This is a genomic window from Apilactobacillus kunkeei DSM 12361 = ATCC 700308 (genome assembly GCF_001281265.1).
Taxonomy (GTDB): Bacteria; Bacillota; Bacilli; order Lactobacillales; family Lactobacillaceae; genus Apilactobacillus; species Apilactobacillus kunkeei.
The window spans coordinates 25,721-51,343 of sequence record NZ_JXDB01000007.1 but is presented as its reverse complement, the minus strand read 5'-3'; the positions used below and the strand labels follow the sequence as shown (position 1 = coordinate 51,343).

Annotated in this window: 22 protein-coding genes; 4 read left to right on the top strand and 18 right to left on the bottom strand. The window is 34.8% G+C overall.

The window, feature by feature from the left end; all coding sequences use genetic code 11:
- Positions 1-9: 9 nt before the first annotated feature.
- The 11 genes from dnaI to RZ79_RS03025 form a co-directional block, all read right to left on the bottom strand.
- Positions 10-942 (bottom strand): primosomal protein DnaI, encoded by a 933-nt coding sequence (dnaI, locus tag RZ79_RS03075; RefSeq protein WP_054449912.1) that lies wholly within the window; start codon positions 940-942, stop codon positions 10-12.
- Positions 939-2,324 carry a replication initiation and membrane attachment family protein gene (locus RZ79_RS03070; protein ID WP_054449911.1) on the bottom strand — a complete coding sequence of 462 codons (1,386 nt, stop codon included), beginning with the start codon at positions 2,322-2,324 and terminating at the stop codon, positions 939-941. The genes dnaI and RZ79_RS03070 overlap by 4 nt, the downstream gene beginning before the upstream one ends.
- Positions 2,325-2,336: 12 nt before the next feature.
- A complete protein-coding gene (gene nrdR, locus RZ79_RS03065; protein ID WP_034531205.1) occupies positions 2,337-2,807 on the bottom strand; it encodes a transcriptional regulator NrdR in 471 nt (156 codons plus the stop codon).
- Positions 2,808-2,821: 14 nt separating this feature from the next.
- Positions 2,822-3,406: a dephospho-CoA kinase gene (coaE, locus tag RZ79_RS03060; protein WP_054449910.1), complete on the bottom strand. Its 585-nt coding sequence runs from the start codon at positions 3,404-3,406 to the stop codon at positions 2,822-2,824.
- A 1-nt stretch (position 3,407) separates the two neighbouring features.
- Complete coding sequence (gene mutM, locus RZ79_RS03055) at positions 3,408-4,241, bottom strand: bifunctional DNA-formamidopyrimidine glycosylase/DNA-(apurinic or apyrimidinic site) lyase (RefSeq protein ID WP_053795375.1); 834 nt, start codon at positions 4,239-4,241, stop codon at positions 3,408-3,410.
- A 20-nt stretch (positions 4,242-4,261) separates the two neighbouring features.
- Positions 4,262-6,910, bottom strand: a complete 2,649-nt coding sequence (gene polA, locus RZ79_RS03050; protein ID WP_054449909.1) for a DNA polymerase I — start codon at positions 6,908-6,910, stop codon at positions 4,262-4,264.
- Positions 6,911-7,016: 106 nt separating this feature from the next.
- Positions 7,017-7,712, bottom strand: coding sequence for a Bax inhibitor-1/YccA family protein (locus RZ79_RS03045; protein WP_054449908.1), 696 nt, complete (start codon positions 7,710-7,712; stop codon positions 7,017-7,019).
- 71 nt (positions 7,713-7,783) lie between these two features.
- Positions 7,784-9,115, bottom strand: coding sequence for a UDP-N-acetylmuramate--L-alanine ligase (murC, locus tag RZ79_RS03040; RefSeq protein WP_054449907.1), 1,332 nt, complete (start codon positions 9,113-9,115; stop codon positions 7,784-7,786).
- Between the two features lie 69 nt (positions 9,116-9,184).
- Positions 9,185-11,755 (bottom strand): DNA translocase FtsK, encoded by a 2,571-nt coding sequence (locus RZ79_RS03035; RefSeq protein WP_054449906.1) that lies wholly within the window; start codon positions 11,753-11,755, stop codon positions 9,185-9,187.
- Positions 11,756-11,819: 64 nt separating this feature from the next.
- Positions 11,820-12,464, bottom strand: coding sequence for a YtpR family tRNA-binding protein (ytpR, locus tag RZ79_RS03030; RefSeq protein ID WP_054449905.1), 645 nt, complete (start codon positions 12,462-12,464; stop codon positions 11,820-11,822).
- 27 nt (positions 12,465-12,491) lie between these two features.
- On the bottom strand, positions 12,492-12,809 hold the full coding sequence (locus RZ79_RS03025) for a thioredoxin family protein (RefSeq protein WP_054449904.1): 318 nt from the start codon (positions 12,807-12,809) through the stop codon (positions 12,492-12,494).
- 290 nt (positions 12,810-13,099) lie between these two features.
- Here RZ79_RS03025 and RZ79_RS07320 point away from each other — a divergent pair, with 290 nt between their 5' ends.
- A complete protein-coding gene (locus RZ79_RS07320; RefSeq protein ID WP_257719911.1) occupies positions 13,100-13,234 on the top strand; it encodes a hypothetical protein in 135 nt (44 codons plus the stop codon).
- Here RZ79_RS07320 and trmB read toward each other — a convergent pair whose 3' ends face one another.
- From trmB to RZ79_RS03010, 3 genes are all read right to left on the bottom strand, one after another.
- Positions 13,235-13,885, bottom strand: a complete 651-nt coding sequence (gene trmB, locus RZ79_RS03020) for a tRNA (guanosine(46)-N7)-methyltransferase TrmB (RefSeq protein WP_034531218.1) — start codon at positions 13,883-13,885, stop codon at positions 13,235-13,237.
- Positions 13,886-14,005: 120 nt separating this feature from the next.
- Complete coding sequence (locus RZ79_RS03015) at positions 14,006-15,217, bottom strand: ABC transporter permease (protein ID WP_054449903.1); 1,212 nt, start codon at positions 15,215-15,217, stop codon at positions 14,006-14,008.
- Positions 15,210-15,947, bottom strand: coding sequence for an ABC transporter ATP-binding protein (locus RZ79_RS03010; protein WP_054449902.1), 738 nt, complete (start codon positions 15,945-15,947; stop codon positions 15,210-15,212). The genes RZ79_RS03015 and RZ79_RS03010 overlap by 8 nt, the downstream gene beginning before the upstream one ends.
- A gap of 113 nt (positions 15,948-16,060) precedes the next feature.
- Here RZ79_RS03010 and RZ79_RS03005 point away from each other — a divergent pair, with 113 nt between their 5' ends.
- The 3 genes from RZ79_RS03005 to RZ79_RS02995 all read left to right on the top strand — a co-directional run bounded on the left by RZ79_RS03005 (position 16,061) and on the right by RZ79_RS02995 (position 17,792).
- A complete protein-coding gene (locus RZ79_RS03005; protein ID WP_053795365.1) occupies positions 16,061-16,489 on the top strand; it encodes an HIT family protein in 429 nt (142 codons plus the stop codon).
- Positions 16,490-16,491: 2 nt separating this feature from the next.
- Complete coding sequence (locus RZ79_RS03000) at positions 16,492-16,803, top strand: hypothetical protein (RefSeq protein WP_054449901.1); 312 nt, start codon at positions 16,492-16,494, stop codon at positions 16,801-16,803.
- A 104-nt stretch (positions 16,804-16,907) separates the two neighbouring features.
- Positions 16,908-17,792 carry a peptidylprolyl isomerase gene (locus RZ79_RS02995; RefSeq protein ID WP_225424615.1) on the top strand — a complete coding sequence of 295 codons (885 nt, stop codon included), beginning with the start codon at positions 16,908-16,910 and terminating at the stop codon, positions 17,790-17,792.
- 43 nt (positions 17,793-17,835) lie between these two features.
- Here the strand turns inward: RZ79_RS02995 and RZ79_RS02990 are convergent, their stop codons facing one another.
- The 4 genes from RZ79_RS02990 to argS form a co-directional block, all read right to left on the bottom strand.
- A complete protein-coding gene (locus tag RZ79_RS02990; RefSeq protein ID WP_054449900.1) occupies positions 17,836-20,328 on the bottom strand; it encodes an ATP-binding protein in 2,493 nt (830 codons plus the stop codon).
- Entirely contained in the window at positions 20,318-21,505 is a 1,188-nt protein-coding gene (locus RZ79_RS02985) for a metallophosphoesterase family protein (protein WP_054449899.1), read from the bottom strand. Before RZ79_RS02985 ends, RZ79_RS02990 begins: the two co-directional genes overlap by 11 nt.
- Before the next feature lie 75 nt (positions 21,506-21,580).
- Positions 21,581-23,674 (bottom strand): transglycosylase domain-containing protein, encoded by a 2,094-nt coding sequence (locus tag RZ79_RS02980; RefSeq protein WP_053795360.1) that lies wholly within the window; start codon positions 23,672-23,674, stop codon positions 21,581-21,583.
- A gap of 114 nt (positions 23,675-23,788) precedes the next feature.
- The gene (gene argS, locus RZ79_RS02975; RefSeq protein WP_054449898.1) at positions 23,789-25,480 is read right to left on the bottom strand and encodes an arginine--tRNA ligase; all 1,692 of its coding nucleotides are present in this window, start codon (positions 25,478-25,480) and stop codon (positions 23,789-23,791) included.
- Positions 25,481-25,623 lie beyond the last annotated feature (143 nt).

Genomic DNA, 25,623 nt, shown 5'->3' with positions numbered 1-25,623 from the left:
AAGCATTAATTATTGTGGGCGACGATTTTGACCAAACATCCCTACTTCTTTTGCCAAGTAGTGAACACGTTGCATGATTCGTTTAGCCTTAAGTGGTTCTACATCACCCTTATTGTTAACAGCTAGGTGTTCTTCTTCAAATTGTTTCATTGAAAAGTTGGAAGTAAAGAATGTGCTTAGTGAGTTTTGCATTCTGTATTCAAGAATAACACCCAAGATATCATCCCTTACCCATGAAGACATAGAATCAGCACCAATATCATCTAGGATTAAGACTGGTGTCTTCTTAATTGCATCTAATTTGTCAGCGACCAAGTTACTGGAAATCGCACTCTTCATTTCTACTGCAAAGCTTGGGAAGTGAACCAATGTTACTTCAAATCCATTCTTGGCTAATTCGTTGGCCATTGCAGCCATTAGGAAAGTCTTCCCAACACCAAATTCACCGTATAGATACATCCCTTGATGCCACTTCTTAGGTGTATTGGTATATTCCTCGATGAAATCAGTAACCAATCTCATTGCATTCATACGATAATCATTTTCACTTAAATCAAATTGATCTAAAGTGACATTTTTAATGTTCTTAGGCATGGCAACCGCATGAATTCTCTTAAGTACCTTGGCCTTCTTCATGTTGTCCTTAGTTTCTTGTGTAGGAACGTATGAAATATCAATTAATCCCTTATTAACAACTAATACTGGCGTATATCCAGGAATTGTTGTCGGTTGATTGTTCTTTAGTTTGTTATTTTCTTGCACGAATTCATATAGCTTTGACATTGAGCGTTTTACAACATCATCTTCCAATTCGTCTTTGTGCTTGTTTAAAAATGACTTAACGTCTTCATTATTTAAAACAGCATTGACTGATTGTTGGTAACGTTCATTGTATTTTGGTTTGCTTAAAGTCTTTGCAAATTCATCACTTAAGTTTTTCATTCTCTACCCTCTTTTCTACTGTTACGAAGCTTTTGAATTCTTGCTTCTAGTTCTTTTTTCTTATCTTCGTTAACCTTACCATATTCCTTTGGCTTTTCGTTATCTTTTGCCCAATCAGGAAGCGTTTCTTTTACCGTCATCTTACGATTGTTATTGAAACGTGGTTTTCTAGGTTTACTTAATTCTTTTTGTCTATTCTTGATGAAAGTAATCGCCTTACTTGCATCGGTAACATTGTTTTGTGACCAGTCATCAGCGATTGCTTCAAAGAGGTTCTTATTTAAACCGGACTTTTCTTGATCAATTAGTAAATGATAAACAATCATATTGATTACTTCTGGCTTTAGGATTTGTCTAGAAACCAAGTCAGAAATCATGCGTTCCTCATTGCTGTGAACATAACCACCCTTGGCATTCTTCAAATAGTTTAAAAATTCGATTGGTGCATATTCACTAGCCGACTTAATCAATTGTCTTTCCTGAGAATTTAATTCATTACTATCTGTCTCAGTAGATTTATCAGCATTGGTGTCTTCACGTGATATGTTAGCAGCATTTGATTGAAATTGTCTTGATACCAAAATCTTAAAGTTGTTTGGATCAAAGACGTTATTAGTAACATTGGTTGCCTTTTCGATCAATTTAGCCATTTCAATCTCATCAATACCGTACAACTGATGTTCTGAATTAATCAGATTGATATTCTTCTTAACATCGAACGTATTAACGTAAGACTGGTTTAACATATCTAATAGCAAGTTAAAGTCAAAGTCATCACTTTTTTTGGTGACTGGACCGGCTTTAACGTCATTACTATTATCCTTAATACTATTTTTTACTTGTTGAACTGCCTTTGGTGTGTTGGTAACTTCACTATCACGAATATTAAACACTTGAAGGAAGTTTCTTGAGACGTCTTTATATTCGGATAAATCAAATCCGGGTCGGATAAATTCATTGTATAAGTCAACATATCTATCTTCACCAATAACTTGTAATAGTGAAACGCTTAGTAAATCATCCATAAAGAAATCATTAACGGATAGTGGACTAACCAGACGGTAAACGTATTGTTTTTCGACCTTATCACTAGTCTTGATGTATGTCTTCATCAACCCGGCCGCTTCTAATCTCAAGCGGGCATCGTAGAATGATTTCATATCGACACTCAAATAAGACAAGGTTTCAAAATGACTATGTGCTTGATGTGTCTTTTTTTCATGACTCATACGCCAAAAGTTGTTAATCAAAGCATAGGGCAAGACACCAATGATTGGTTGATATAAAACATCCAAAGAAGTTCTCTGTAGGTCAGATAAATCATCATCTGCCAACAATATAAACTTGGATAGAGGATCTACCTCTCGCCATTGATCTGTCATATTAATTCCCCGCTATTTTTTATTTTTTTGGTCCTTATCTAATACCTCTTTTAACTCATTATAAAAGACCGTCATATCTTTAAATTGACGATAAACACTAGCGAATCGAATATAAGCTATTTCATCAACGTTAACTAGTTCTTTCATCACGTATTCACCAATTAGTTGGCTTGATACTTCGTTTTCGCCCAAAGAACGGATTCGGTTTTCAACCTTATCTGCGATAGATGTCATTGCATCCATTGGCACTGGACGTTTTTCAGCAGAACGAATAATTCCACGAAGAATCTTTTCATGATCAAATTCTTCACGATTGCCGTTGTTCTTAATAACTAATAATGGTGTTTGTTCAATTCTTTCAAATGTTGTATATCTGTAATTACAATTTTCACATTCACGTCGACGTCTGATTACCTGGCCGTTTTCGGCAGGACGACTGTCAACTACTCTCGAAGAGTTCTTATGGCAATGAGGACATTGCATATGTTTCACCTCAATTAATCTATGTTATTAAACAATTTTACCACTTGATTGCGTGTTTGCATAATGCTTCCATTACTATCAATCACACAAGTGGACAATTCTGCCTTAATTTTTAAAGGCCATTGGCTCTTAATTCTTGCATCCGCTTCTTCCTTAGATAAAGAATCACGTTCCATCAAGCGCTTTTCCTGTTCCTCAAAATCACAGATAACGCTGACAATATCATCACACATAAAGTGATAACCATTTTCAAACAAGGTCGGTGCATCCAGAATGACAACATCATTTTTAGTCTCATCAATTCTTCTGATTACTTCGCTTCGAATGAATGGATCGATGATTCTGGTTAGTTCAATTAGTTTAGATCTGTCGTTAAACACAATTGAACCTAATTCTTGTCGGTTTAACTCACCATCTTCTTTGATAATATCTTTACCAAAAAAGGCAGCAATAGCCTCTAGACCCTTGCTGCCTTTTGATTGAACCTGGTGAGTAATTTTATCAGCGTCAATAATTTCATATCCAACACTTGCTAGATACTCAGACACTGTTGATTTTCCGGTGGCAATGCCACCAGTCAAACCAATTACTCTTGTCATATTATTCAACCACTTTTCTTTGACAGTTAGGACAGAATGTTGTGCCTCGTTGAGCTACCTTAATCTTTTCTAATAAGGTATCGCAGCGTTCACAAGGTTCACCTTTTCTACCGTACACATGTAGATGGTTTTGGAATGATCCAGCTTCCCCATATGCATTTGAATAAGAATGAACAGTAGTTCCATGTCCCTTAATTGCCATTTTTATTTCTGCAATAATGTTTTTTCTTAATTCTTCAATTTCTTCATCAGTAATTAAGTTAGTTTGAGTTTCAGGGTGAATCTTGGTCAACCATAAAACTTCGTCACAGTAAATATTACCTAATCCAGCAATATTACTTTGGTTTAGTAAAAATGGCTTAATCTTTCCTCTAGCTTTGTTCATGATTGATTTCATGTAATCAAATGTTAGAGTTTCATCAGTTGGTTCAGGACCAATTGTACCTAAGCCAGAAAGAGTTTTTTCGTCACCATTTTTAACTAAGTACATTCGACCGAACTTACGACTATCTTTGTATCTTAATTCACGGTCGTCATCCATATGGAAAATAATATGAGTATGTTTAGTTGGCTCAGTGCCGTCAGGTTCTACGTCATACTTACCTTCCATTCTAAGATGTGATACCAAAGTCATTTCGTTATCAAATCTGAATAGTAGGTATTTACCACGGCGGTCAATACGATTAATAGTGTGGCCTTCTAGAGTATCCTTGAATTCCTTTGCACTAACATTAATCATTTTTGGATATAATACATCAATTGTCTTAACCTTAGCACTTTCCACTAAGTTAGTAAGACCTCTTCTAACAGTTTCTACTTCAGGTAATTCAGGCATATCATTAAACCTCACTTAATTTATTTCAAACTGTACCAGTTTTTACCATAATGGCTCTTAACATTTAGCGGAACGTTAAGTTCAACAGCTGAGTCCATTACCTTTGGTACTAATTCGCTTAATACTTCAATTTCTTCATCAGGTGCTTCAAAAATTAATTCATCATGCACTTGTAATAACATTTTGGCTTTCATGCCACGTTTGTTTAATTCTTTTTCCATCTTAATCATTGCAATCTTAATGATATCAGCAGCACTACCTTGGATTGGTGAGTTCATTGCTGTTCTTTCTGCAAATGATCTTAGGTTAAAGTTCTTTGAATTAATATCTGGTAGATAACGTCGACGGTGAAGGATGGTTTCAACATAACCATTTTTCTTTGCGTTTTCAACACTTTCATCCATGTAATTCTTAACACCAGGATATTCGGCAAAGTACTTTTCAATGAACTCCTTAGCATCTTTACGACTGATTCCAGTATTCTTGGCTAAACCAAAGTCGGAAATACCATAAACAATTCCAAAGTTAACGGCCTTAGCTTGACGACGTAGTTCAGGAGTTACTTCACTGTTATCCTTCAATCCAAAGATTCTTCTGGCTGTCGATGCGTGGATATCATCATTATGGATGAATTCATCTTGCATGTTTTTGTCACCAGAGATAGATGCAAGCACTCTCAATTCAATTTGAGAATAATCAGATGAGAAGATTTGGTAGTTATCATGACTAGGCACAAACGCTTGTCTAATTTTACGTCCTTCTTCAGTTCTTACCGGGATGTTTTGTAAGTTAGGATCTACTGAGGATAATCTTCCAGTTTGGGTAAGTGTTTGTAAGTATCTAGTATGAACCTTGCCATCCCCATGAATATCAGATAATAATCCTTCAACATAGGTTGATAGAATCTTAGATAATTGACGATATTCAAGGATTGCTTCCACAATTGGATAGTCAGGGGCAAGTTGTTCTAACACGCCCACTGCAGTTGAATAACCGGTCTTAGTCTTTTTAATTACAGGTAGCTGTAATTTTTCAAATAGAATAACACCTAATTGCTTAGGGGATGCAATATTGAATTCTTCACCAGCATCGTTGTAGATATTTTGTTTGATTTCTTCCAAACGTTCAGAAAGTTTGCTTTGCATTTCGTTTAGAACATCTTTATCAACTACCACACCAGCAATTTCCATTCTAGCTAATACAAATGTTAATGGTAATTCAACATCGGTATATAGGTCCCATTGGTTATTTTCTTTTAACCCATCGAATAGCTTATCTTTTAATGCATCAATGGCATTTAACTTTCTAGCGAAATGGTTAAATAACTTATCGCCTTCAGGAATTTCACGCTTAGCACCCTTACCATATACATCATCATCTGATTGAACATCAAAATAATCATGACTATTAGCAACTTTACCTAAATCATTACTATTGTCATTTGTGTCCAATAGGTATGAAGATAGCAATAAATCAAAATCAACGTTGTTTAATGTAATGCCTAAACGATTTAAACCAACATAGGTTCTCTTAGCATCAAACACATCTTTTTTAACATCATTGCTTTCAATGATTTGTTTAATCTGATTGCTCTTTAGATATTCAACATCGTTTGATACATAAATCTTATCGTTAATCTTTAAAGCAAATCCAATGAATGGAGCATCATGATAGTTGTCACCATCCATACCAAGATAAAATGTCACCTTGCCGCTGTCTTGTTCAGCAATTTCAGATAATGTATCGTCACTAACTTCAAAGTATTCAATATCCTTCATATTGGCATTTTGAGTGGTGTTCATTTCACTAAGGAATTTTCTAAAGTTCATTTGACGATAAAATGCGATTAAATCATCAATATGATCTCCCTCGTATTCTGTATCATCAATTGAAATTTCGATTGGAGCTTCACGATTGATTCTAGCTAACTTTTTAGCTAGGAAAGCTTCATCCTTATCTTCAATTAGGTGTTCTTTTAGTTTCTTACCTGAAACTTCATCAAGATGATCATATAGGTTTTCCACGCTGCCAAATTGCTTAACTAGTTTTAGGGATGTCTTATCACCGACACCGGTAACACCAGAATAGTTATCAGATGAATCACCTTTCAAGGCTTTCCAATCAATAATTTGTTCGGGGGTAATTCCCATTGTTTCTTTAACATAGTCAGTATCGTATCTTACAACACCAGAAACTCCACGGTTAGAAATTGATACAGTCGTCTTATCTGAACATAGTTGAGTTAAATCGTTATCTCCAGTAACAATGGTTGTATCGAATCCCAAACCATCGGCTTGTTTTGAAAGTGTCCCGATAATGTCATCTGCTTCATAATTTTTTAGTTGGTAATATTTAATACCACGATTTTTTAATAGTTCTTTTACGTAGTCGAATTGTTCAACTAATTCTTCAGGAGTCTTGTCTCTACCAGCCTTGTAATCAGAGTACATTTCTGTTCTAAATGTAGATTTTCCGGCATCAAAGGCTACCAGAACGTGAGTAGGTTTTACTTTATCTAACATGATATTTAGCATGTTGTTGAAACCATAAATTGCGTTAGTATGTACCCCTTCGTTATTAGTAAACCGATCTACTAATTTAATTAAAGCAAAGAAGGCTTTATAAGTAATACTATTTCCATCGATTAATAATAATCTCTTATCAGACATATAATTCTCCTTACCGTTTTCTTCGATAATTTAATTTTAACATGCACGCATAGTATATTATATAAAAAATAAAAAAGATGGTGTTGTATAAACACCATCTTTTTTATTATCTGTTATTGTCACCAATTCCAAAAATGCTTAGTAAGTTTAGGAATAGGTTAATAAAGTCCATGTATAAAATCATCGCACCATTAATGGCTAGACCATTTTCTGATACTTCAGAACCATATTCGTTAAATGCTTCCTTAATCTTTTGACTGTCATAAGCAGTAAATGCTGTAAAGATAATCACAGCAATAAATGAAATGAATAGGTCAAATAATGGATTGTGTAAGAAAATATTAATGATACTTACAACAAACAATGCTATGAAGGCAGCCATTGCTTGAGTTCCAATCTTATCTAAGCTCTTCTTAGTTGTAACACCAATGATTGCCATAATGGCGAAATCAATGGTAGTAGTGAAGAATGCTTCAGCAATTGCAGTTGGACTGTATATCAAAAATACATATGAGAATAATCCACCTGTTAATGCTGAAAAGACCACTAACATAATAAATCCAGCGAATGCATTACGCATAGCAACTGATTGAGTAGCAAAAGCTAACAACATCCATAGAATGAAACCTACAATAGTTGTTCCATAGTGAAAACCAGAGTGGTACATTCCACGCATTAGATAAGCAACAATTCCCGAAATTAATACTGAAAGAGTCATCCATCCATATGTCTTAGTTAAAAATCTGTTCATCCCGAAAGCATCGTTTACTAAACGACGTCCAGCTTGATCATAGTTATTCATAAAATCTATAAACCTCCTTGTTTACGATGTGTTAGAAGTATTCTACCAGAATCGTAAGAAACTACAAGTGTTTAATTCATGTTATTTGTTACATCATTCAACAAGTTTTCGTAGATTCTTTCGTACTTTTGAATATCTCCAGCACCCATGAATACGACAACAGCATCATGATATTCAAGTAATGGTGACATGTTTTCAGCTTCGATTAAACCACCATTCTTAGTAATCTTGTTTGCTAAGTCAGCACTTGAAATCTTACCAGATTTTTCACGTGGTGAGCTGTAAATCTTAGTGATGTATACTTCATCAGCCTTGTTTAGGCTCTTAGCGAAATCATCTAGGTAAGCGATTGTACGACTAAATGTGTGTGGTTGGAATACCGCAATAATCTTCTTGTTTGGGTACTCTTGTCTTGCAGCATCAATAGTTGCATCAATTTCTGATGGATGATGAGCATAGTCATCAATAATAGTCATGTCAGCAACTTTTCTTTGTGCAAAACGTCTCTTAACACCCTTGAAAGTTTCTAGTTCACGTTGAACTTCATCTAGGTTATCGTGTTCGAAGTATGAAACAGCGATAACTGCTAATGCGTTCAACACGTTGTGTTCACCATATAAGTGAATTTGGAAATGACCTAGTTTCTTACCCTTGTATTCAACATCAAATTCTGAACCAGAAGTGCTCTTAACAACGTTAACAGCTCTAAAGTCATCGTCTTCTCTAGTACCATAGTAATAGATTGGAACATCAGCTTTAATGTCTCTTAGGTTTTCATCATCACCCCAAGCAAAGATACCTTTCTTTGTTTGGTTAGCGAATGTTTGGAATGCACTCTTAACATCTTCGATTCCAGTGTAGTAATCAGGATGATCAAAGTCAATGTTAGTCATGATGGCATAATCTGGACTAGTTGCTAGGAAATGACGACGGTATTCGTCAGCTTCGTATGCAAAGAATCTAGCATTTGGAACACCTTTACCTGTACCATCACCGATAAGGTAATCAGTAGGTGCAATTCCTGATAATACATGGGCTAATAGACCGGTAGTACTTGTCTTACCGTGGGCACCACAAACACCAATACTAGTGTGTCCCTTGATCATTTCACCTAGGAACTCGTGGTATCTAAATACTGGTAGTCCCATTTCTCTTGCTTTTTTGATTTCTGGTTGATCATCTGTAAATGAGTTACCTGCAATTACAGTTAAACCTTCTTTAATGTTATCTACGTTAAAAGGAAGTACTTTAATTCCAGCTTGTTCTAGACCAACTTGAGTAAATGTGTATTTATCAATGTCTGAACCTTGTACTTCGTATCCTCTATCTTTAAGAATTCTTGCCATTGCCGACATTCCTGTACCTTTAACACCGACAAAGTGATATATTTTCTTTGCATCCATAATTAAATGCTCCTTTTATCTCTCATTAATCTTATAATATCAGATTTGAGCTGATATGGCGCCCCTTTTTTAAATATTTAACTTTTTGTAATCACTTTCGGTTAAATATACATCTCTCGGTTTAGAGCCATGTTGACCTGATACATAATTATGCTTCTCTAACTCATCAATCAAACTGGCCGCTCGATTGTATCCAATTGAGAAGACTCTTTGTAATTTTGATGTAGATACTGTTTCTTCATTAGAAATGTATTCCAAAACATCTGGCATCAATTCGTCTTGTTGTTCAACTTGGTTTACGCTCTTCAACAATGAATCAGGTTGGAAGGCGTACTTTGGTTCACCTTGTCTTCTAACTTCATCGGTTACTCGTTCGATTTCATCGTTAGTGACAAATGTACCTTGTAAACGAGCAGATTGACTTGCTCCATTTCCTAAGTACAACATATCACCTTTTCCAAGTAATCTTTCGGCACCAGCGGTATCGATAATGGTTCTTGAATCAACTTGACTGGATACCATGAAGGCAACACGAGTTGGAATATTATTCTTAATTGTACCGGTAATAATGTCAACACTAGGTCTTTGAGTAGCAACAATCAAATGAATACCTGCCGCTCTGGCCTTTTGTGTAATTCTGACGATGTAGTCTTGAACTTCATTAGAAGCAACCATCATCAAGTCGGCCAACTCATCGATTACAATCAAAATGTAAGGCATCTTCTTGGTGTATTCACCTGCTTGTTCAGCCATTTGATTGAATTGTTCGATGTTTCTTGCCCCTGCTGCAGCAAGTTTTTCATATCTTTCATCCATTTCCTTAACAGACCATTTCAAAGCTGCAGAGGCTTGTTTTGGATCTGAAATAACTGGTGAAAGTAAGTGTGGCAACTTATCATAGGGCGCCATTTCAACAGCCTTAGGATCAATTAAAATCATCTTTAATTGTGCAGGAGTTGCCTTGTATAGTAGTGAAATTAATAAACTATTTAAGAACACACTCTTCCCTGAACCAGTTGCCCCGGCAATTAAACCGTGAGGCATCTTACTCAAGTCTGTCATTTGAGGTTTACCTGTTAGGTCAACCCCTAAAGCAACGGTAAGTGGTTTATCTGTCTTTTCAAACTGTGGTGTATCCAATACTTCAGATAATCTAACCGGTCTTGGTTTTGGATTTGGAATTTCGATACCTACAGTTGTCTTTCCAGGAATTGGCGCTTCAATTCTGATGTCCTTGGCAGCCAATGCTAGTTTCAAGTCATCTGTTAGGTTGGTAATCTTGCTTACCTTAACCCCTAGTTGAAGCTTAATTTGGAATTGTGTGACTGTTGGTCCATTGGTCCAATCAACAACGTTTGCATCCACATTAAAAGCACGTAGTGTTTCATCCAAGATTTCAGCTTGATTTTCAATCCAATCATCCATTGAATCATCTTCAAATTCATCTGACGGTTCTAACAAATTCATAGATGGGAATTGGTAGCCCTTATCATCGTAATCAGCAGAAACACTTTCATCATGATGATATTCTTCCTTAGATGTATCATCATCTTCTGCAACGTTAGATTGCGAAACTGGACGATTATTAAAGATAGACAAGTCTTTTTGCACGTTTTGCTCTTGATTCAAGATTGATGACAAAGAGTGTCCTAATCCATGATTTTCAATGTTTCTCTTTTCTTCATGTGGTTCTTTAAAGTGTTCATTATCGTCATTACCACTTGTTTCAGTTGCTGTTTCATCAATTTCAGCGCTTTCTTCTTCATTGTTTGAAACATCATAATCGGATGAAACAAATTTAGTAGTATCTCCATCAACTGATGAATTATTTACTTCAGCATGTGAAGACACAATATCATCACTATCTGAAGGAGCGTAACTATCACTATCAGATTCATCATCGTAATAGTCATGAGTTTGAGTATCATCTTCAGCATCGTTTTCTGATTCTGATACTAGATGATCATCAGCATCTTGATTTACCATCCCCATAAACTTATTAAACGAAGATTGATTAGATGAACTGCTTTGTTCATCACTTTGTAGGACTTCATTACTTGAAGTCACAGTGGCATCAGCAACAGTGTCACTCACAGAAAAAGATTCACTATCAGTCACAACTGCTTCTTTGGATTCTGTTTCACTTTCAGCAGCCTTACTTCTATCGATGTAAGGTGTTGAGTATGGTTCTGCTTCTATGTCATTAAATTGTTCAATTGATTGTTCATCAACTGCATCAGCTTGACTAGTTGAAATTGATTCGTCTTCTGAAGTGTTAATTTCTTCTCGATCTAAATCAATAGCTCCAGTATCATCACTTGTCATACCAATTAATTCTTCATTGTGACGATCAAGTTGATTCATAATTTTTCTGAATTTGCTAGAAGTTTCATTTTGGTAGAATTGCACTTTTGAGCCACTAGTTGAATTATGACTAGGTTTAAAAGCTGCTGCTCTCTTAGCAATTGGATTATCCCTGTTAAGTAGAGGATAATCTTCAGAATCATTACTTTGTCTTACAGTTGCATCTCTATTAGTTCGGGATTCACTTTTATTAGACTTATTATTATGTTTTAATTCATCGTTTTTACCTAAAACATTATATTTACGGTAAAAAGCAGGTCCGTCATAGTGTTCCATTCAAGCGTCATCCTTAATCTAAAAATTTATGTATAGCGGGGATTTTAAATCCCCTACCTCTTACTTATCTTGAAAATAATGTGTCAGCTTTGTCAAAATCAAAAGCTTCTCCAACTTCTTGGTAATCATTAGGTAGAATCAAAGCACCTGGTCTTTGTGGTGCATTTGGAATTAATAGTTCACGACCTGAACAAATCATTCCGTTACTTTCTTCACCCTTTAATTCGCCAGGCCAAATAATTAGTCCATCCGGCATCATTGCACCAACTTTGGCTACGACTACCTTGATGTCTTCTTGCATGTTTGGAGAACCACTAACGATTTGTAGTGTCCTACCATCATTAATTTCAGTTTCAGTAATCTTTAGGTGGTCAGACTTAGGATGTTCTTTAACAGATTTTACATATCCCACAACAAACTTTGGATCAGTATCCAATTCAATAGTGTCCTTAATTCCATTATCAGATAATGACTTGTTTAGGGCATTTAAATCTTCTTGAGTTAAGGTAACTTCACCATTTACTTCCTTTAAACGTGGTAGTACTTCAGAAGCGTTAGTAAAGTTAAAACCAGTAACGTGGTCGTTTTCTACATCAGAAATTCTGACAACATTACCAATTTGTTCTACCTTTTGTTCTTTCGCGTCTTCATCCAAGATGACAACTAAAATGTCACCAGTTTGTTTTGGGTTATAACTTGCAATTAACATTAAATCTTACCTTCCACATATTAATTATTATAGAGAATCGATAAATTCTTCTACTTGTTTCTTTGTTTTTCTATCTTTGTTTACGTAACGGCCAATTTCTTCACCGTTTTCGAATGCAACAAAGCTTGGAATACCAAAGATTGCTAAATCAGCAGCTAAATCAATGTTTTGGTCACGATCAACTGCGATAAATTTGTAATCTGGGTATTCTGCTTCAATTTCTGGCATTGCTGGCTTGATGAATGAGCAATCTGGGCACCAGTCAGCTGAGAAGAATAGCATGTACTTGCCATCGCTAACAGTCTTCTTTAATTCAGCTAAGTTCATTGTTGGTAATTGTTTCATGTTTATTCACTCCAATTATTTTTTTCTTTATTATAACTTATTTCTTGCTGTTTTCGATGCAGTTTGATTATAAATTTGAATGTAATATAATGTATCCTAATACAAAAAGGATGTGATATATCATTAAGTCTAAAAATGCAATCGTTTCAACCCTTGCAATTGGAGTTATCGGCACTAGTGTTTTAGTTGCTAAAAAGATTAAGCAAGAAAAACATATTAAAAAAATTAACCTACAAATAACTCATGCAAAAAATACTTTAAACAAAAGCAAAGTTTACGGTAGCTGGGTTATGAAAAAGAATAACAATAAAGATTACGTTGGTGCTATCAACGTTTTAGAAAACGATGAAATAATTGAACGATACTTTGAAATTAATTCTAACTATCAATTCAAATGGATTAACGAACTTCAAGAAGACTATTAATTAGTCTTCTTTTTTGTTGAAGTAAGCAACAATCTTGTAGATTGGACCTTTACTACTAAATTTGTGTTCATATTCAGTTTCAACATTATCTTCCATGTATTCACTATTGTGTAAATCAAGTGATAATAAGTCGAAATACATTCCGTAGTTATTGAAAGTGATTACAGAGTATTCAAATAAGCCACGGTTATCGGTCTTGAAAACGACAGGAGCGTCTTCCTTTAAAATTGTTTTATAACTATCCAAGAATGTTGGTGAAGTAAGTCTTCTCTTAGCATGACGCTTCTTTGGCCATGGATCTGAGAAGTTTAGGTAAACTGTATCAATTTCATGTTTACCAAAGAAGGTATCTACACCAGCACCATCGGTATGAACCAATTGTAGGTTTGGTAAATCAGCTTCAACTACCTTTTTCAAAGCAATTGCAATAACTGTCTTTTGAATTTCGATACCTAAAAAGTTCACTTCAGGATGCTTTTTGGCCATTTCAACGATGAATTGACCCTTTCCTGTTCCAATTTCAATATGAATTGGTTGTTCCTTTTCAAAACGTTGTGACCATTTGCCAATCCAGTTTTCAGGATCAGTCACAATATATTTTTGGTTATCTTTGATATAACCGTCTGCCCATGGCTTATTTCTAACTCTCACGAATTATCCTCCTCATAAAAAATAGCCAAAACCAAGGTTTTGACTAATTAAATCTGCCAAATGTTCTATTTTTTTCTGTTACCTATTTTACTGGCTTTTTAATAGCTACGTCAAGCAGCATCAATAATTTGAACTGGCTTTTTTTATTTTCTTTGGTACATATATTTTTATCAATAAAATCCATTCAATCACTAACGCCAATAATAACATTAACGATCCTAATAAATTAAACATGAAGATAGAACCTAACATCAATACAATAATCACTAAAATCATTATCTTACCAATCACGTTGGTAAATGATTTTACTTGTTGATCAAAGTTAATAGGATACAACGAGATAAAGACATTATCCTCGAAATTAGTAAAGTATGGAATAAGTTGAAACACAATCAAATAAATAAATAGCAATGCGATTAAAACAGCCATCCATTCTAGTTTAATTGCACCAATGATGATTGCTCCCAGAATAGAAACCCGTGTTAATAAACCGCTAATTTCCTTATCTCTAACTATTCCTCTTGAATATAGGACTGAATAAACGTCACCATTGAACATTTTGAACAATGAATCAAGATAGCTGCGTCTCCTAACTGCCCCTTGCATGTTTTCAACATCGGTAAACATATTGAAGAATCGATTAAGACTATTTTCATGGCTTTCTGTTTTTTCAATCACTACTTGCCAATCAATGCTTTGCTGTTTGATTTTGGCAACCAATAAATGCGATAAAATCAACATTGCAACGCCAATTATCACACCCACATAAACATTAATATAGGTGGCTAAAGCAACAACCACCAATGGAACAATCACGCGGTAGAGTACTTTATTGTTCAAAAGATTATGATTGTGATGATAGTTATCGATCATTTGAAAGTTTAAAATCATCATCTTTAAAACGACCATGGTTACTAAAAATAACAAAATTGCAGAAATGTTAGTAGTTACCATCGCCTTTTCAATAAATGGAATCATGACAAACCATGCCATAATTTGGACAATGACTGCTAAAGACTTCGAATATCTTAAGCCACTACGTAGGAATGCAAAGAATTCTTTTTCCTTTGGTAACCAGAAGACAAAGTCGGCTCTTTTTACGAAAGTGACCAAATTATTTAGTTGAATAACAAATAATATAACAACTACTAAGACTAGTTGTTCCCACCATTGGCCTGCTTGAAGATGTTTAATAAACATCGCATATTGATAGCCAATTCCACCAATGATAAACATTAATGCAATCACAAAGAAATCATTAAATACATATCTTAAATACTTAGACATTTGCGTGAAATGGGATTGCAAACGTTGATTAAAAAGACTATTCATTAGATTCTTCCTTTGCAAGCTTCAAGTAAATATCATTTAAGGAACTATCTTTGTTGCCAAATTCATCTTGTAGCTTTTGAATATTTCCTTCTGTTCTGATTTGCCCATTGTGAATCAAAACAAAGCGATCACAAAATCTTTCAGCTGTATCTAATACGTGGGTAGACATTAGAATGCTGCTGCCCTTTTTCTTTTGTTCTTCAATTAAGTTAAGCAAGTCATTTACTGCGACCGGGTCCAAACCTAAGAAAGGTTCATCAATGACGAATAGATTGGCATTGGTGATAAATGCACAAAGAATCATCACCTTTTGACGCATTCCCTTTGAGAAATTAACCGGGAACCATTCAAGTTTATTTTCTAGTCTAAACATCTTCAGCATTTTGTTAGCATCTTCCCATGCAGCTTGTTCGTCTAGTTCATAAGCCTTAATGGTAGTTTCAATGTGTTCTTTTAAGGTTAGTTCTTTATATAAAACCGGGAATTCCGGAATATATGCAATTTGTTTCTTATATTCTTCGATATCATCTTGCATTGCAATCCCATTAATCTTAATTGACCCAGAAAATGGTCTTAACAATCCAATGACATGGTTGATTGTGGTTGACTTCCCTGCACCATTTAAACCGATTAAGCCTACTAATTCTCCATCTTTCACGTCAAATGATACATCTTTTAGTACTGGAATTCGTGAGTATCCACCCACTAAATTATCCACTTTTAATGACACGGAATATCACCCCTATGAAATTTATTAACGTCAATTATATCACAAGTCCCTTTAAGCTTAATTTATGTTAATATGTATATAATCACAGTAATATCAAAGAAAGGAAGAATAATATGAGTGATTGTGTATTCTGCAAAATAATTGATGGTGAAATTCCTAGCTACACTATTTACGAAGATGAATATGTGAAAGCATTCTTGGACATTTCACAAGCTACACCTGGTCACACTTTAGTTGTGCCAAAAAAACATGTTGCTAATATCTACGAATATGATGAAAAGCTTGCGGAACAAGTATTTTCAAGAATTCCTAAGATTGCTAGAGCGATTCAAAAATCAGCTCCAGACATTTTAGGAATGAACATCGTAAATAACAACGGTGAATTGGCATATCAATCTGTGTTCCATTCACATTTCCACCTTATTCCTAGATATAGTGAAAACGATGGCTTCTCTATGAGCTTTCAAGACAACTCAGATAAGTACAATGAAGAAGCTTTTGAACAAATTAAAGCAAATATTATTAATTCATTGGAGGAATAAGCATGATTAAATCAATGCTAAAGTTACTAGGATTATCTGCAGCTGGTTTGGCCGCTTATCTAGTTGTTACTAAACGTGATCCAAAAGAATTTGCCAACAGTATTTATTCATCTACTAAGGATAAAATCAATGGCGTTTCAAACGTTTTAGATCAAAAAAATAAGCTAACTGCTAATATTTCCAAGTTACAGGATGAAGTTAGCAAGTCGAAGCCTACCATTGAAGCTATGCAAAGAGATATTGATGAATATCAATTCAAAATCAATCCGCACGTAGATTTAATTAACCAAAGAATTAATAATCTCACCAAATAAATTTAAAAATTTTTTAAGTTTTTTTGTGATAGAATTTACTATGTGTTAACGTAAGACTATCAGTTAATGATAGATAAAATAAAGAAATGGATGTGTATTACATTATGAATAAAAAAGTTCTAGTTGGACTTGCCGGTGCATTACTAAGTGTTTCATTAGTTGCCTGTGGTGATAAGACTGTTGCCGTTACTAACGGTGGTAAGATTACTCAAAGCGAATACTATAGCAGCATGAAGAACACTTCAAACGGTAAACAAGTTCTACAACAAATGATTTTAGACAAGGTATTGAACAAGGAATATGGTAGCAAGGTTTCTTCATCGGAAGTAAACGCTCAATACAACCAATACAAGAGTCAATACGGTTCAGAATTTGAAACTTTACTTGAACAACAAGGCTTAACTACTACTAGTTTTAAGAACCAACTAAAATCTAACCTACTTCTAAAAGCAGCCGTTAGAGCTAACATTTCATACTCAACAGCTGACCTAAAGAAACAATTCAAGAGCTACCAACCAAAAGTTACTGTTAATGAAATTCTAGTTTCAGACAAGAAGACTGCTGAAAAGGTTATTTCAGAACTTAATGACGGTAAGAAGTTCTCAGATCTTGCTAAAAAGTATTCAAAAGACACTTCAAACAAGAACAAATCTGGTCGTTTAGCTCCATTTGATAACACTGACTCAAGCATCGATTCAGCATTTAGAAAAGCTGCTTACAAGCTATCAAACGGTGAATACACTAAAACACCTGTTAAGACTCAATACGGATACCAAATCATCCAAATGGTTAACCACCCTAAGAAGGGTTCATACAATGACCACATCGATGATTTAAAGGATCAAATTGCTACTTCTAAGTTAAGTGACAGTACTACTCTAAAGAACGTTGTAACTAAGGTTCTTAAGAATGGTGGAGTTGAAATTAAGGATAAGGACTTACAAAACATTCTATCATCATACTTAACTAGTTCATCAAGCAGCAAATAATAGTTAAATAAAAAAGACCCCGGAATTTTCTGGAGTCTTTTTTTTAGTATTCATTTAAATTTAGTACTGCTTTGTCATCTACTAGTTTTAAGATATCTGAATCACAAGTAACATAAATCACCTGCATTGATTCGCTGATATTGTCTAATAGATTAATTGCATTACCTGTTCGTTGTTGATCGAACTCAGTTAATCCATCATCGATGATTAATGGTAAACGATAGTCCCTACCGAAAACCACAGAAAGTGACAAAATCAATGCTAGATATAATTGTTCAATTGTTCCTCTAGATAGTTCTCCTGCATCAAATTGAATCTTATCATTCCTAGTTACCTTTAACTTACTCTTATAGTAAGTAATTCCTGTGTATCTATTATCGGTTAGGATTGCAAAGAATTCTTTTGCCTTGGATTCGAACAACGGAATTCTATCAGCAGTCGCAATGTTCAACGATTCATCAATCCAGGAATTAGCTAACTTCATGCTCATCCATTGATCAACCATTTCATTGATTTCTGCTTCTAAGTTACTTTGTTTTTGAACAAGCTCATTGTAGGTTCCATCAGCAATCACATGTTTCAACTGAATGTTTAAACTTTCTAATTGTTGGGATGCACTTAGTAATGATTGTTTTTCAGTAGTCATTTCTGCATCCGCTGCATTCAATTGATTGTCCAATTCAGTTATGTCATTAAAAGTATCTAAAACCTTTACGTCGTCATCGGTGATTTGATCCTTAACGTTTTGTAGCTGAGCCGCTTTAATTGAATGATTTCTTTGTTGTTCCACAATCTCTTTGAATTCATCCCCATTATCGACTTGTCTAATGTTCAAGAATCCAGAATAGTCCTTATTATACTGGATTTGTTTATCGATTAATGATGATTTTTGTTGTAGATAGTTTTGCAATTGATTATTATTTCGTAAATTAATCGCATTTTCTTCATTCATCTTATTTAGATAAGTACGAATTTGTGACAGTTGATTATCAAATGAATCATTAATGTTAAGGCCACTAAATACTCGTTGCCATTCAGCAAAGTATTTTTTTAGACTTCCATTTAATTGATTCATTTCTTCTTCATACTTAGCCTTTTGATTATTATCTTGATTCTTACGAGCTAAATACTTTTGTTCTGATAACCAATCATCAACATTTTCGGCATTAAAGGAATACTTATTGCCATAATCCACTAATTGATTATTTAATGCGTCACGCTCTTGATCAGAATTACTATCTTCGTTTTTCTTAAACTTAACGGATCCGGTATAAATCCCACTAATCAATAATACAATAATTCCAGCCAGTTTTAATGCTCCTGGTAATACGGTAAGCATTGCAATTCCAATAACTACACCAATTAAACCAATAACAGACAAACTATTAGATGGATTTTGCTTTCTTGTTTGAAGTTCAGCAAGTTGTTGTTTAATGCCTTCGATTGCAACGATGTCATCCCTGCTAGCAACAATTTGTTGACTATCTTGGCGATTAATTTCGTTGATCATTGATTGGTTAACGCTTAATTGATTGATTTGTTCATTCACTTTGGAGAATGATTGAACCAGTTTATCAATTTCAGTCTTGTAATCATTGAAATTCTTCAAATCATCATCGTTGTTCATTGAAGAGTTTAATTGGTTAATAGATTTTTCGATACTATCGATTTGTTGATTGATTAAAAATAGCTGATTGGTTAATTCATTAAATTGTTTAACATCGTCATCAGCAAATCCATCTTTGAATTCAAATTTGTTTTGATTTAAAGATGAAAGTTGTTGATACACTGGCCAAACCTGTTTGAAATGATTTAACTGAGTTAGTTTCTTTTCAAACTCACTAACCTTTTCCTTAGATTGATTCATGGATGCTTCTAAAACATTCTTTTGACTAATCAATTGGTTATAGTCATTTAAACTATTCTTACTTTCAGCAATCTTATCCAATAAATCATCATATTCTTTAAGCTTTTGATTCAAAGGTGGCTTACGACCGGTGGGTGCGTATAAGTCCTTTGATTCTTTGTCGAACCTGTCTCTTAATTCTAACCATTGGTCACTTCCGACAAACCCAACCTTTTGAATGCGACTAACTAATTCATTTTTACTCAACTTAGAAATTTGCTTAATATCTAAATCACCGAAATAAAATAGTTGTTCAAAGGTATCTCGATCAATGGGGCCTAAAATCTTTTCTAGAATGTCATTTGAGGTTTGCATATCATTGTCAATATCGTAAATTGATAATTCTCCACCATGGGTTCCAGCAATTCTAGTTAGCATAAAATGACGATTATCATCGGTGGTGATTGTTAGTTTCCCACCATATGATTTAGTGTCACGCGGAATATATTGTTCATATGCACTTCCGCGTCCATCGACATAACCAAACAAAATTCCCTTAATCAGGCTGAGCAAAGTTGTTTTCCCTGCTTCATTGTTACCAAATATGATTTGTAGGTTGTCATCATTAAAATCAAAGGATACGTCGCGCCATTTACCGTAACCTAGCACTTCTAACTTATTAATCTTCATCCGTATCCTCCTTTCCACCTAGTAGTTTCATTTTTGTTTGTTCCATCAAGTCTTCTTTGGAGTCATCCAAATGTTGTGCAATAAAATCATACTTACGTAATGATTTAGAAACGGAACTGATTTCATCTTCAGAGAACACCTTTTCCTGTGCCTCATCCCAAATGTCTTGGTCAATTGATGACATCTTTTGATTGTCGCTCAATCTTACATTAATTTCATAAATCCATGCATTTATTGGTTCATAGTCCTTACTTAACGCACTGGTAACTCGATATTCTAAGTCCTGTCTTTGACCATCAGAAATTGGGTTATTCAAGATAAGGTTCAAACTAATTAGCTGCATATTTTCATACTTATTACCCATTAAAACTTGTAGAATATAATTTTTGGCACTTTCAACATCAACAAAATCCATACTTAAATCAAGTGTTAACCAATCGATTAATGATGTGGCATGAAATTGTGCTTCCAGCTTTCCACTTTCATCATCAACTAATAGGTATCCCTTATCGCATGGTTCGTTTTTATGTCTTCCCTGAATGTTACCAGAATAAAATACCGGTGGGTTTTCGTTTAGTTGTTGGCGTTTGTGAATATGACCTAATGCCCAATAGTCATATTTCTTGCTTATAAGGTCATCTAACGAGAATGGAGCATAATGATCCCCTGTTTGTTCCAAACCACCGTGTAGCATCCCTATTTGCACGTCTACATCATTTTTCACTGGATACTCGTCAATTTTCTTGTCTGTAATCCATTTATTGGCATAACTAAAACCGGTAATGGCTATTTTTTTACCATCTAAAGTAAATGTTTTGGTTTCAACTTCGTTACCAAAGACATGAACGTTATCTGGGAATGATACCGATTCTTTTTGCATATCAAAATAATCATGATTTCCATAAATCATGTATACATCAATATTATGTTCATTTAACTTTTGCATTTGCGATTGAAAAAAATCATAAGTCTTAGGGGTTTGATTGTCTCGATCAAACAAGTCACCGGCCAATAATACGAAATCAACATCGTATTCAATGGCATCATTTACGATTCTTTCAAAGGATTTGAAGGTAGATTCATATATTTGTTTCCATAATCCATTTGGAGTTTCATCATTCTTCAAACCCTTAAATGGGCTCTCTAAATGTAAATCAGCGGCATGAATAAATTTCAATTTAACTACTCCTTTAACTAAAAACGTCGTATCACTTAATAACAATGATACGACGTTTTATATTAATTGGTCAATTTAGTCTCCAACAAATTTCTTGGCATCATTCCACCAATTACTTGCGTTCTTCTTTAAATTATCCCAGCCTTTTCCAAGACTCTTTGATACTTGGTTGGCACCGTCAGAAACACTATCCCAGAAACTAGAATCAGAAGAGCTGTTGGCCTTCTTTTCTTGTGAATCCATGTAAGCGGCGTCTTTGACACTAAAGTTATTATTACCAGTAGTTGGTAAGATTTGTTGCAACTCGGTCTTAAACAATGGTCCCACTCCGGTACCACTTAAGTTTTCCAAGTGATGTCCGGCGTTGGTATTATCGAAACCTTCCCAGGTAGCAACAACCACTTTTGGTGTGTATCCAATAATCCATTTATCTCTTGTAGCATCCGAGTCACCGGTGTTGTCGGCTTCAGTACTACCAGTCTTTCCGGCAATTGAGTATCCACTTGGTTTAGCGGATACACCAGTACCGTTATCAAAGACACCTAGCATCATACTAGTCATCTTATTAGCCACATCTTTTGACATTACCTTCTTAGAAGTTACTGATTCATTATTAACAATTACATTTCCTGATGAATCAACAATCTTTCTAATGTAATGAGGTGTAGTCATGTTACCTTCATTTGCAAACGCGGTATAAGCTCCAGCCATTTGTTGTGGTGATACACCTGATGATAAACCACCTAAAGCCAATGCAAGGTTCTTATCCTTTTTTTGGACAGGTAAACCAAATGACTTAACTGATTCATAACCCTTGTCTACACCGATCTTGTGAAGCAACCATACAGCTGGTGCATTCATACTTTGCGCTAAAGCAGTATACATAGGAATGGTTCCTGTATATACGTTGTTGTAGTTTTCTGGTGTGTACTTGTTAGAACCATATGATGTCTTCTTATTTTGAAGCATGTCATTGTAGTTATAACCATTTTGCAAAGCTGGTGTGTAAACAGCTAGTGGCTTAATGGTTGAACCTGGCTGACGTTTAATTTGGGTTGCGCGGTTGTATCCACGGAATACGTGTTGGCCACGTCCACCAACCACGGCAGTAACTCCACCGGTACTTGGATCCAAAGCAATCGAAGCAGCTTGAACCTTAGTACCATCGGAAGCGTTACTTGGAAAGTTACTATCGTTAGCAAAATCATCTTGCATACTGTTTTGTTGATCTTGATTTAGCGTTGTATAAATCTTGTATCCTCTGTTCATGATGTCAGATTCGGATAATCCATACTTATTGATTGCTTCATCAATTACAGCATCGAAGTAGTATGGGTACTTATAACCATCCTTGTATTGGTAGGTATTCTTTACTTGAATTGGTGTCTTCTTTAGCTTGTTTGCTTCTGATTGACTAATCTTATTGTTATCAGCCATCAATTGCAAAACAACGTTTCTTCTATCCAGGGCCAACTTAGGGTGATCAACAGGATTGTATGCACTCGGATTAGTTAGCATCCCTGCAATCACAGCAGCATCTTGAACGGGTAAATTCTTAGCATTCATTCCAAAATAACGTCTTGATGCATCTTCGACACCATAGACACCATTTCCGAAATATGAGTTATTCATGTACATAGTTAAAATCTGATTCTTACTGTATACATTTTCAACTTGAATCGATAAGAATAGTTCCTTTAACTTTCTGCTGAAAGTTTGTTGTTGGGTTAAGTAAGCATTCTTTACCAATTGTTGAGTAAGAGTACTTCCACCACCACTAATGTAGTCACGACGCATAATCTTGTTCTTAATCATTAATAGCATCGCACGGCCAAATCCCTTAACAGAAAAACCGTGTTCATTGTAGAAGTTTCTATCTTCAGTTGATAGGATTGCGTTTGGAATATTCGGTGAAATATCTTTAAATCCAACGTATGTTCCTTTTTGTGAATAGATTTTACCGGCCTTTTTATTATTACCATCGTAAATTACGGTAGATTGTTCCAAAGATGATTGCAGGTCTTGAACATGCGTGGTCTTTGCAACAAATGTGCAATAAGCACTCATTACAAAAAATAGTAATAAAAACATGACGATAATCCAACGAGTTAGTTGGTACCTGTGCCAAATCTTTTTAAAAGCACTTTTTGTTCTTTTATCATTTTTCATCTAGTATGATTACTCCTTCACTGATGATGATATTAATACTATTTTAACCCAAATCAACTCTAATTGGTAAAATAAAAAGCAGATTTAACTAATTGTTAAACCTGCTTTTTTTAATTACATTTCGTCTGGAGCCTTAACACCAAGTAATCTTAGTGATTCTTTAAGAACGATTGATACTGATTTAACTAATGCTAAACGAGCATCTCTTTGTTCATCATCATCCAAAATCTTAGTGTGAGCGTAGTACTTGTTAAATGACTTAGCAAGTCTTAATGAGTACTTAGCGATAACTGAAGGTTCAAATTCATCACAAGCCATCTTAACTCTTGCTGGGAAGTCATTTAGTAACTTAATAACGTTCCATGATTCTGCATCATTAAGCTTCTTGTCAACTTTCGATAAATCAATGTCACCGGCTTTACGTAAAATACTTTCGGCACGTGCACGAGCGTATTGTACGTATGGTCCAGTTTCACCTTCAAAACGTAATTGATCTTCTAAGTTAAAGTCAATGTTGTTAATCTTTTCATTCTTCAAGTCACCGAAGACGATGGCACCAACACCAACTTCTTTAGCAACTTCTTCCCTGTTAGGAAGATCTGGGTTCTTTTCAGCAATTTGCTTCTTAGCAATTGCGATTGATTCGTTCAATACTTCGTCCAATAGAATGATACGACCTGAACGAGTTGATAACTTCTTACCATTTACGGTAATTAGGCCAAATGGAATGTGGTGTAAGTTTTTAGCTGAAGGAACACCCATTTCCATTAATACAGCCTTCAATTGCTTGAAATAGTATGTTTGTTCTGAACCAACAACGTATAGGTTCATAGCTGGATGGTAAGTTTGGTCACGGTAAATTGCAGTTGCAATATCTCTAGTGATGTATAGTGAAGCACCATCACTCTTCAAGATTAATGCAGGGTTTAAATCGTATTTTTGTAAATCAACGATTGTAGCACCTTGTGACTTGCTTAATAAACCTTTTTCTTGTAGTGAGTCAACAACGTCTTGTAGCTTGTCATTATAGAAAGCTTCACCATTGTAGGTATCAAAAGTAATACCTAACTTGTCGTAGATTTCACCGAAGGCTTCAAGTGATACTTCTCTAAACCATTTCCATAGTTTAGTAGCTTGTTCATCTCCATTTTCAAGCTTTCTGAACCAATCTCTAGCAACATCATCTAGCTCAGGTTGTTCCTTATCAATCTTGTGGAACTTAACGTAGTATTTAACTAAGTTATTGATAGGATCTTTTTTAACGTCTTCTTCGTTACCCCACATTAGGTATGCAGTGATTAACTTACCAAATTGAGTTCCCCAGTCACCCAAGTGGTTATCCTTAATTGGGTTGTAACCATTTTTACGTAGGATTTCGGCAACAGAATTACCAATAACAGTAGATCTTAAGTGACCCATTGAAATAGGCTTTGCAATATTTGGTGAAGACATATCGATGGTTACGTTACCACCCTTACCATCTTCATTTTGACCATAGTTTTCCTTTTGGTCTAATACAGCTGATAGAACGTCTTCACTGAAGTTAGACTTGTCTAGGAAGAAGTTAACGTATGGTCCAGCAGCTTCAACATGGTCAAATGAACTTTGATCAATCTTTTCTACTACGTCAGCAGCAATTTGTTGAGGTGCCTTTCTAAACTTTTTAGCTAAAATAAATGTAGGGAAAGCTAAATCACCCATTTTTGAATCTTTAGGTCTTTCAATTTTTGGTAGAATGTCTTCTACAGATAGTTCGTTGTCCAACGCTTTAGATAGAGCATTAGAAACTAATTCTTTGTTTTCCATTATCCAAAACCTCCATAAATATATAAAAAGTCTCTTACAATATTAATAATTGTAAGAGACGGAATAACCCGCGGTACCACTCTATTTGATATAAAATATCCGCTTTATTATTAAATTAATCATAATTCTAAAAAGTGCGAATT

Bases quoted from the DNA above. Each gene is read 5' to 3' on its own strand.
- dnaI (WP_054449912.1), bottom strand. From the start codon at position 942: ATGAAAAACTTAAGTGATGAATTTGCAAAGACTTTAAGCAAACCAAAA.
- RZ79_RS03070 (WP_054449911.1), bottom strand. From the start codon at position 2,324: ATGACAGATCAATGGCGAGAGGTAGATCCTCTATCCAAGTTTATATTG.
- nrdR (WP_034531205.1), bottom strand. From the start codon at position 2,807: ATGCAATGTCCTCATTGCCATAAGAACTCTTCGAGAGTAGTTGACAGT.
- coaE (WP_054449910.1), bottom strand. From the start codon at position 3,406: ATGACAAGAGTAATTGGTTTGACTGGTGGCATTGCCACCGGAAAATCA.
- mutM (WP_053795375.1), bottom strand. From the start codon at position 4,241: ATGCCTGAATTACCTGAAGTAGAAACTGTTAGAAGAGGTCTTACTAAC.
- polA (WP_054449909.1), bottom strand. From the start codon at position 6,910: ATGTCTGATAAGAGATTATTATTAATCGATGGAAATAGTATTACTTAT.
- RZ79_RS03045 (WP_054449908.1), bottom strand. From the start codon at position 7,712: ATGAATAACTATGATCAAGCTGGACGTCGTTTAGTAAACGATGCTTTC.
- murC (WP_054449907.1), bottom strand. From the start codon at position 9,115: ATGGATGCAAAGAAAATATATCACTTTGTCGGTGTTAAAGGTACAGGA.
- RZ79_RS03035 (WP_054449906.1), bottom strand. From the start codon at position 11,755: ATGGAACACTATGACGGACCTGCTTTTTACCGTAAATATAATGTTTTA.
- ytpR (WP_054449905.1), bottom strand. From the start codon at position 12,464: ATGTTAATTGCAAGTTATAACCCAAAACAAACTGGTGACATTTTAGTT.
- RZ79_RS03025 (WP_054449904.1), bottom strand. From the start codon at position 12,809: ATGAAACAATTACCAACAATGAACTTAGCTGAATTAAAGAAGACTGTT.
- RZ79_RS07320 (WP_257719911.1), top strand. From the start codon at position 13,100: ATGAAAAAGAATAACAATAAAGATTACGTTGGTGCTATCAACGTTTTA.
- RZ79_RS03015 (WP_054449903.1), bottom strand. From the start codon at position 15,217: ATGAATAGTCTTTTTAATCAACGTTTGCAATCCCATTTCACGCAAATG.
- RZ79_RS03005 (WP_053795365.1), top strand. From the start codon at position 16,061: ATGAGTGATTGTGTATTCTGCAAAATAATTGATGGTGAAATTCCTAGC.
- RZ79_RS03000 (WP_054449901.1), top strand. From the start codon at position 16,492: ATGATTAAATCAATGCTAAAGTTACTAGGATTATCTGCAGCTGGTTTG.
- RZ79_RS02995 (WP_225424615.1), top strand. From the start codon at position 16,908: ATGAATAAAAAAGTTCTAGTTGGACTTGCCGGTGCATTACTAAGTGTT.
- RZ79_RS02990 (WP_054449900.1), bottom strand. From the start codon at position 20,328: ATGAAGATTAATAAGTTAGAAGTGCTAGGTTACGGTAAATGGCGCGAC.
- RZ79_RS02980 (WP_053795360.1), bottom strand. From the start codon at position 23,674: ATGAAAAATGATAAAAGAACAAAAAGTGCTTTTAAAAAGATTTGGCAC.
- argS (WP_054449898.1), bottom strand. From the start codon at position 25,480: ATGGAAAACAAAGAATTAGTTTCTAATGCTCTATCTAAAGCGTTGGAC.